The sequence below is a fragment of the Streptococcus ovuberis genome, assembly GCF_012396585.1.
GTDB classification, from domain to species: domain Bacteria; phylum Bacillota; class Bacilli; order Lactobacillales; family Streptococcaceae; genus Streptococcus; species Streptococcus ovuberis.
In genome coordinates, this window is sequence record NZ_JAAXPR010000017.1 from 39079 (window position 1) to 47760 (window position 8682).

Below are 8682 nucleotides of genomic sequence, written 5' to 3' on the forward strand. Positions count from 1 at the left end.
TGATGCTCATATAGCCCGTAGTCCTTTTTGGTAAACTGTCAGTAGTAACTAAAAAGGAGTTTATATGGTTGTTTCAATTCTTTTGATTGTTTTTCTAGTTAGGTTAGTATTTCTCAAAAAATCTATCCGCAATGAACGAGCCATCTTGGCTGACGGTGGGTGTGAATATGGTGTAGAAAATACAAAGCGTCTGACTGTATTACATATCTTATTTTATGTGCTATGTCTGATTGAATCAATTATTTATCGCGTTCATTTGGATTCTCTAGGAGTGTTAGGAATTGCTCTCCTCATTTTCTCTATGCTTATGCTCTATCTTGTAACGCAATTATTAGGGGATATCTGGACAGTCAAATTGATGCTTCTAAAAAATCATCGATTTGTTGATCACTGGTTATTCAGAGTAGTCAAACATCCTAATTATTTTTTGAATATTGTCCCAGAATTGATTGGCTTGGGACTATTATGCCATGCCAGATGGACTTGTATCCTTATTTTACCTTTATATGCGATTGTTTTGTTCATCAGGATTAAGGAAGAAGAGAAGCTTTTAAGGGATATTATTATTCCCAATAGTTTATAAGTAGTAGTGGCTCGATTCATTTAGGGAATGCCGTGTCAGTAATACTGAATTAAAATCAAAATTAGATGATTTAAGCTGATACCTGACTTTGGCTCGAATAAATATGCAAAAACTATCTTTTCACCTGTCATAGTGAGCTGAAAACATACTGCTGATACACAAGGTAAGTAACGGCCAGACCCATCTATTACTTATTCAATCTAATTTTGATTTTGAAAGAATATAAAAAATGGGAAATTTTGATTGATATAATAAAACCACCTGATCTTATTGGATGAAAAGAAGCAGGTGGTTTTTAGTTTTGTGAGATAAATGGTTTTTTCTATTTCCCCAAACAAAATTGGCTAAAGAGTTGGGTGATGAGCTCGTCTGGTGCAGCTTCGCCAGTGATTTCACCGAGGATTTCCCAGCACCGGGTCATATCCACCTGAAGGAGATCGACCGGCATGCCAAGAGCAAGCCCTGTATTGACTGCTTCGAGGGCTTCGAGGGCTTTTTCAATCAAGGAGATGTGGCGACTGTTGGATAAATAGGTTGCATCTTGCTCGACTAAGCCTGCATTGTCAAAGAAGAGCTGGTTAATGCGATCTTCGATTTGGTCAATATTTTGATTCTTGAGAACTGAGATAGGGATGAAATTCTCTGGCAGTTCTTGGATTTCAATAGCTTGTGGAAGGTCGGTCTTGTTGAGCAGGATGATGCGGTTGCTGTCTTGGCTGATGCTTAGGAGCTGGCGGTCTTGATCGGTCAGTTTTTCGGCACTGTTGAGGACCAGAAGGACTAAATCAGCTTCCTCAAGGGCTTTTTTTGAGCGCTCAACACCGATTTTTTCCACAATATCATCCGTTTCTCGAATACCCGCAGTATCAATCAGCTTAAGAGGGACACCTTTGATATTGACGTACTCTTCAATCACATCTCTAGTTGTTCCTGCGATGTCTGTTACAATGGCCTTATCTTCTCTGAGGAGATTATTGAGCAAGCTCGACTTGCCAACGTTTGGACGACCTATAATGGCTGTAGACAGACCCTCACGGAGAATTTTGCCACGTTTGGCTGTGCGCAAAAGGTTGGACAGGAGATTGGCAAAATCTTGCGTCTTTTCCCTCAGGAGTTGGGTAGTCATCTCTTCTACATCGTCGTATTCGGGGTAGTCAATATTGACTTCGACCTGGGCCAAGGTATTTAAGATTTCCTGTCGTGTGTTGGTGATGAGAGACTTGAGGGAACCATCCAGTTGCTTAATGGCGACATTCATGGCTTTATCGGTTTTAGCTCGGATAATGTCCATAACAGCCTCTGCTTGGGTCAAGTCAACACGGCCATTGAGGAAAGCACGTTTGGTAAACTCCCCTGGTTCAGCCATGCGTGCGCCTTGGCGAAGGAGGAGTTGCAGGATTTCATTCGTCACAGCAATACCGCCGTGAGTATTGATTTCCACGACATTTTCTCGAGTAAAGGTGCGAGGAGCCAACATGACCGAGACCATGACTTCATCTAGGATCTTTTGAGTCTGAGGGTCAATGATATGCCCATAGGTGAGAGTATGGCTGGCAACTGCTTCTAAATTTTTTCCTTGGAAGACACGGTTGGCAATGGCCAGAGCCTCCGTTCCAGATAAACGGACAATGCCGATAGCCCCTTCTCCCAAAGGGGTTGCAATAGCAGTAATGGTATCAAATTCTTTGGTAATCATAAGCCTATTTTAGCGTAAAAGCGATTCAGAAGCAAGAAAAGGAGTAATAAACTAGGATGCGCTTCAACCGAAAAAGTAACCTCGGAAGGTGACTTAGAGTGAGGGTCTTGCTTAACTCTATGGTATAATAGCCCTATGAAGATTTTTAAGATGCCATTTGCAAGGGTGTATCCCTTGTATCTCAAAAAGGTTGAGCGTAAAGGGCGGTCTAAGGAAGAAGTAGATGCCCTGATTTTTTGGTTGACCGGCTATGATGAAACCAGTTTAGCAACGGTATTAGAGAAACAACTCTCAATGGCTGATTTTTTCGAGCAGGCACCAGCTTTTAATCCTAAGGCCAATCTGATCAAGGGAACTATCTGTGGTGTACGTGTTGAAGCAATCGAAGATCCCTTGATGCAAAAAATCCGCTATCTGGATAAAATAATCGATGAACTAGCACGAGGGAAACATCTGGATAAGATAAGGAGGGTTTGATGGGACACAGTGAACAGAAAAAAACTGTGAGTTATGAAGAGAGTTTAGATTGGATCCACGGAAAATTAAAGTTTGGTATCAAACCAGGACTCAGACGTGTCGAATGGCTATTGGAACAATTGGACAATCCCCAAGATAAAATCAAGGGCATCCATATTGTAGGGACTAATGGCAAAGGGTCTACAGTGGCTAATCTCCAGCATATCTTAACAGCTAGTGGCTATAAGGTCGGCTCTTTTACATCGCCTTACATCGTTGAGTTTAGAGAGAGGATCTCTGTTGACGGCCAGATGATTAGTCAGTCTGCTTTGATGGAGTTGGTGGATCGGGTCTATCCAATTGTAGAAGCTCTGCCGAAGGCGACAGGTTTTGAACCTGCGACAGAGTTTGAAGTGATTACGGTCATGATGTTCTTGTATTTTGCGGAGTTTGAACCTGTTGATGTCGTTTTAGTTGAAGCGGGTCTCGGTGGGCGATTGGATTCGACCAACGTTTTTAGGCCACTGTTGAGCATTTGTCCGTCTATCGGGTTGGATCATCAACCGATTCTTGGCGATACGCATGTGGCAATCGCTCGTGAAAAAGCAGGAGTCATCAAATCAGCTGTTCCCTTTTTGTTTGCCAGTGACCGTCAGGATGTGACTGCTGTTTTTGAAGAGGTTTGTCAGTCTGTTGGAGCCCCCCTTTATCAGGAAGGTGTAGATTTTTCTCTTGAGGCCGGGGATTACAAAGATAAGGAAGGCAATCATTTGTCAGGAATTGTTCCTGGTCTTCCTGGGCGCCATCAAATCGTCAATGCTAGCCTCGCGATTAAAGCCTGTCTCTTACTGATGAAGAATTTTTCAAAACTCACAACGGAAACGATCAAGACAGGTTTGGCAACAAGTTCCTGGGTCGGGCGAACCGAACGTATAACGGACAATCTGATGTTAGATGGAGCCCACAATAATGAGTCTGTCAAAGCGCTTTGTGACTTACTCAGAGACCACTATGGCGATAAGCAGATTTCTATTTTGGTGGCTGCCATTGCTGGAAAACCGATTGAGTCTATGCTAGACCAGCTACAAGAAGTCGGGAAAGTAACGGTAACGACTTTTGATTATCCGACAGCGCTTGATCTGTCAGATTACCCTTCGCAGCTGCCAAGAGTAGGTGATTTTAGGCAATGGCTGGCGCAGATTGAGCCCGCATCGTCAGGTATCTTTTATGTGGTGACAGGCTCTTTATACTTTATCTCGCAGGTCCGTAGAGATTTAATGAAAAAACACTATTCAGAAAAAATTTGAGGAAAATATGACAAAGACAGAACAAGTTGAAGCTGCAGTCCGCCAGCTTTTACAAGCTTTAGGTGAAAATCCTGATCGCGAGGGACTCCTAGATACTCCTAAACGGGTTGCCAAAATGTATCAAGAGATGTGGACTGGTCTGGATAAGGACCCTAAGGATGAATTCACCGCTGTTTTTTCAGAAGGCCATGAAGAAGTGGTCTTGGTTAAAGATATCCCGTTTTATTCCATGTGCGAACATCATCTGGTTCCCTTTTATGGCGTAGCCCATGTTGCTTATCTGCCAAGCAAGGGGCGGGTGACTGGGCTTAGCAAATTAGCCAGAGCTGTTGAAGTTGCTAGCAAACGCCCTCAGCTACAGGAACGTTTAACAGCTCAAGTTGCGACAGCCTTGGAAGAAGCCTTGGCTCCTGAAGGGGTCTTTGTGATGGTAGAAGCAGAGCACCTGTGCATGACCATGCGAGGTATCAAAAAACCTGGAGCAAAGACGGTCACTACTGTGGCCAAAGGCATTTTTAAGGAAGATGTCAACCAAAGACGGGAAATTTTAGACATGATTCAAAGGGGGTAGTATGGGCATTCGAATTCACGAACTAGCAAATCGGGTAAGTATTATGGGAATCCTGAATGTGACACCAGATTCTTTCTCAGACGGAGGAAACTATGTCGAACTGGATAAGGCCCTGGCGCAGGTTGAGCAAATGCTGACAGAGGGGGCACTTGTCATTGATGTTGGCGGAGAATCTACAAGACCTGGTGCTACCTTTGTCTCCGTTGAGGAAGAGATTGCTCGTGTCGTACCTATTATTAAGGCTATCAAGGAACGTTTTGACTGCTTAGTGTCAATCGATAGCTACAAGACAGAAACGGTGCGGGCTGCTCTAGAGGCGGGAGCAGATATCATCAACGATGTCTGGGCAGGACTCTACGATGGACAAATGTTGCATTTAGCAGCAACATACGATGTCCCCATTATCCTCATGCATAATCAGACGGAAGAAATCTATGAAGATATTACAGTAGAAGTGTGTGATTTTCTATCAGCGCGTGCTCAGGCCGCTTTAGATGCGGGAGTTAAGGCGGATAAGATTTGGTTGGACCCAGGCTTTGGCTTTGCTAAGAATCCTCAGCACAACATTGATCTCCTTAAAGGATTGGATCAAGTTTGCAAGCTAGGGTATCCTGTGTTATTTGGGATTTCTAGGAAGCGGGTGGTTGACCATTTACTAGGTGGAGGAAGTAGTCCTTTAGACCGTGATCAGGCAACGGCAACCCTATCCGCTTATGCTATGGCTAAAGGGTGTCAGATGGTCCGAGTTCACAATGTTGCAGCCAATCGTGATGTGGCCAATATCTTAGAACAGTTGAGGTGAAGATGGATAAGATTTTTTTAAAAGACTGTCGATTTTATGGTTATCATGGTGCCCTTGCCGAGGAGCAAGTGCTGGGACAGATTTTTGTAGTGGATTGCGAGCTAGAAGTTGACTTACTGACTGCTAGTCTATCGGATCAGTTATCTGATACGGTTCACTATGGCATGGTCTTTGAAACCATAAAAGAACGGGTGGAAAACGAAAAATACCAATTAATAGAGCGCTTGGCTGGTGCTATTTGTAAGGATATCTTTGACCATTACCCAACAGTGATGGGAATCACTCTAACAATTAAAAAGGAAAATCCGCCGATCTCTGGTCACTATGCACATGTCGGAATCACCTTGGAGCGTCACAGATGAGTCAGGTATTCTTAAGTTTAGGTAGCAATATGGGCAACCGAGCCAGTTATTTAGACCAGGCAGTTCAAGGGCTCAAACAGTTACCAGCCACTCAATTGCTAGCCATTTCGCCTATATATGAAACCAACGCTTGGGGGAAAACAGATCAGGCAGACTTTCTCAATCTTTGCCTAGCCATTGACACAGATCTTTCACCGCAGGACTTGTTGCATCATACCCAGGCTTTGGAATTATCGCTGGGCCGGGAACGCCATGAACATTGGGGACCTCGAACGGTTGATATTGATATCTTGCTCTATGGTCAAGACGTGGTGCAGGAGGAAAATTTGACGCTCCCACATCCTCTGATGCAGGAGCGTGCCTTTGTCCTTGTTCCCTTGGCGGATATCGCTCCAACTATTCAACATCCTATTTTTCTTAAAAGCATAGCAGAGCTGCTAGAGGAAGTGAATGCTGAAGGGGTTAGAGCTGTCAATCAATAAAGAAATCATTTTCGTGTAAATCAGGAGGCTGGGACAAACATCCTAGTCTCTTCGTTTTATAATTGTCAGTTACCCAAGATGCAGTGGTTGGCGTCAATTCTTATTGGTTTAACCCGTTCTAGAGCTTCCACTGAACAAGGGCATTAGGTATTTTAGTGTCAAAGACTCACTTCAATTTTCATTCTTCAACAGCCCCTTCGGTCATTGTTAGGGGCGGAGTGGGACTATAAAATCGGATGCTGATGAGTGATTTTTAGTCTACTCTTTTTGTGTTTTGTGATTAGATCAAATCGTCTAGACAAATGGTTTCAAGAAAATTTTTCAAAAAAATACTTGACCAGTTAATTAATTAGTGGTAAAATAGCTTAACTAGTTAACTAAATTCAGAAAGGATTTTTTTAGAATGACAACCTCTAACAGAATTAGATTATTGACAGTTGCAGCCTTAGCAACAGTGACTTTAGTAGGGGCTGATACAGAGCCTAGGGTTTTTGCCCACACACATACAGCAGTTACTGCTGAGCAGGGAAATTTCAGCTTTACAGCTATCGTTTTAGGTGAAAATGGTAAGACTTTGGCTAACAAGACAGTCAGTCTGACCCCAACTACTGGAAATGGGCAAAGCCTCTCAGCACAAACAGATGATAAAGGCATGGCCGTATTTTCTAGTCTACCTCTCAATACTAACTACAGCGTTAGTGTGAATGGCGTAGAAAAAGGTTACACTATTAGAAGTGGGGTAGCTGGTGAAGCGATGGTGGCTCGTTTTACGTTACCTGAGGATGGTATAGACACTCCAAACTACAGTACACAAAAAATTATGATAAAGGTAGTAGATGAGGAAGCAGAAGGTTTAGCTGGGCAAACCGTTGAGCTGAAAGATCCTACCGGGCAAGTTGTCGGACATGCGGTAACACAAGCAAATGGTCAGGTGGCGTTTGCTGATTCCCTCATTGACGGTACCTTCTATGATATTTTCGTTAATGGCAAAGCGAAAACTAAACTTCGACCTGGACAAGATGGTGTCGCCTTTTTAGAAAGTAGTGAGATTGTTAAGCCGACTACTGTAGCGCCTACACCAGTTGATGAATTAGAAGCTAAACGCGCTTATGTGGCTAAAGGCGCAGGAGTTGACTTGGATAAGGTTACGGTACTGGATACACCTAAGGGCAAGGCTCTGATGTACCCGCATGATAATCATCACCACGTTATTTTAGTAGCGGATATTGATGTGACTAAACCTTTTAACGATGGTCATGACCATCATGAACATGAGCATGATGCATCACCTGTATCTGGTCAATTCACCTTTGTAGCGACTGTTGTTGACCAATTAGGTAACGCCCTGCCTAACCGTGTTGTGAAATTGATTGATATTACGACTGGCGAAGGCAATGAGGTCGCTACAGCCAAAACAGATGAGAATGGTCGCGCTGTTTTAACCGGTTTGCCTTTGCTCAGAAGTCTAAGCGTGCTGGTGGACGGGAAGTCTCAAGGGCATACCGTTCGAACTGGTCAAGATGGCGATGAACGCTTCGGAGCTTTCATCGTTGATGGGGTAGGAACAAGTAAGCCAGTCGACAGCAAGCAAGTCTTGACTGTTCAGGTGCGTGATGAAGAAGCAGTAGGGTTGGCTGATCAGACAGTTACCCTAAAAGATAAAAATGGTCGCTTGGTTGCTGAAACAAGAACGGATAAAGAGGGGCGTGCCACCTTCAATAGCGGTTTAATAGACGGTCTCTTCTATGATGTTTTTGTCAATGGCAAAGCTCTGGCTAATGCATTTCCAGGACAAGAAATCTCCGTAGCTCTATCCGGGGATCAAATCGTAAAACCTTCCGTCAAAAAACAAGAGTCTAAACCAACTCCTAAAAAGCCAGATACGTTGAAAAAAGCTCCTGTCAAAGAAAAGGAAAAAATATCACATCCAAATCCATCGAATCTGAGTCCAAAAAACAAAGAAGTGATGCATTCTGCACAATCTGATAGAGCTAAAAAACCAGTGGCAAATCAGAATACAACTCCGAAGGCGACACAATCTGTCGCTAAAACAGAAAGCAAGAAAACATTACCTCATACAGGAGATAACAGAGGAATCGCAGTCCTTATCACAGGTCTGTTATCCTTCTTAGCCTTAATTGGTCTAGCTGTGAGAAAATCCCTACGCTGATGATGCAAAAATGCTAACAAGGCGAGTGGATTGAAAAATTGGACTAGCCAATAACCAATGTCAAACGAATGAATGGCTGTTAGTCTCATTAGGCTAACGGTCATCGTTCGTTTTTTATTATGTGACTTTAAGTCCGTCACGCTCCGAAGGTGCGTGACCAATAAACCACCCGCTATGCGGGTGCGCATCGCAGGTTATACCAAAAAACTCCAAACGCGATACAATAAAGGTGTTCAAGCCTATTGTAGAGCGA

At 43.4% G+C, this 8682-nt stretch carries 9 protein-coding genes; 8 read left to right on the top strand and 1 reads right to left on the bottom strand.

Annotated elements, in window-relative coordinates:
* The first annotated feature begins 64 nt into the window (after positions 1-64).
* Positions 65-583: an isoprenylcysteine carboxyl methyltransferase family protein gene (locus HF992_RS08820; protein ID WP_168549671.1), complete on the top strand. Its 519-nt coding sequence runs from the start codon at positions 65-67 to the stop codon at positions 581-583.
* A gap of 322 nt (positions 584-905) precedes the next feature.
* Here HF992_RS08820 and mnmE read toward each other — a convergent pair whose 3' ends face one another.
* Positions 906-2279, bottom strand: a complete 1374-nt coding sequence (mnmE, locus tag HF992_RS08825) for a tRNA uridine-5-carboxymethylaminomethyl(34) synthesis GTPase MnmE (protein ID WP_168549672.1) — start codon at positions 2277-2279, stop codon at positions 906-908.
* Between the two features lie 135 nt (positions 2280-2414).
* Between mnmE and HF992_RS08830 the strand changes: the two genes are divergently transcribed.
* From HF992_RS08830 to HF992_RS08860, 7 genes are all read left to right on the top strand, one after another.
* On the top strand, positions 2415-2756 hold the full coding sequence (locus HF992_RS08830; RefSeq protein ID WP_168549673.1) for a DUF2200 domain-containing protein: 342 nt from the start codon (positions 2415-2417) through the stop codon (positions 2754-2756).
* A gap of 26 nt (positions 2757-2782) precedes the next feature.
* A complete protein-coding gene (locus tag HF992_RS08835; RefSeq protein ID WP_168549679.1) occupies positions 2783-4042 on the top strand; it encodes a folylpolyglutamate synthase/dihydrofolate synthase family protein in 1260 nt (419 codons plus the stop codon).
* Between the two features lie 7 nt (positions 4043-4049).
* Positions 4050-4613: a GTP cyclohydrolase I FolE gene (gene folE, locus HF992_RS08840; protein ID WP_018378265.1), complete on the top strand. Its 564-nt coding sequence runs from the start codon at positions 4050-4052 to the stop codon at positions 4611-4613.
* 1 nt (position 4614) lies between these two features.
* Entirely contained in the window at positions 4615-5415 is an 801-nt protein-coding gene (gene folP / locus HF992_RS08845; RefSeq protein WP_168549674.1) for a dihydropteroate synthase, read from the top strand.
* A 2-nt stretch (positions 5416-5417) separates the two neighbouring features.
* Entirely contained in the window at positions 5418-5777 is a 360-nt protein-coding gene (gene folB, locus HF992_RS08850) for a dihydroneopterin aldolase (protein WP_168549675.1), read from the top strand.
* Positions 5774-6259: a 2-amino-4-hydroxy-6-hydroxymethyldihydropteridine diphosphokinase gene (gene folK / locus HF992_RS08855; RefSeq protein WP_168549676.1), complete on the top strand. Its 486-nt coding sequence runs from the start codon at positions 5774-5776 to the stop codon at positions 6257-6259. The genes folB and folK overlap by 4 nt, the downstream gene beginning before the upstream one ends.
* Before the next feature lie 403 nt (positions 6260-6662).
* The gene (locus HF992_RS08860; protein ID WP_168549677.1) at positions 6663-8429 is read left to right on the top strand and encodes an LPXTG cell wall anchor domain-containing protein; all 1767 of its coding nucleotides are present in this window, start codon (positions 6663-6665) and stop codon (positions 8427-8429) included.
* Positions 8430-8682 lie beyond the last annotated feature (253 nt).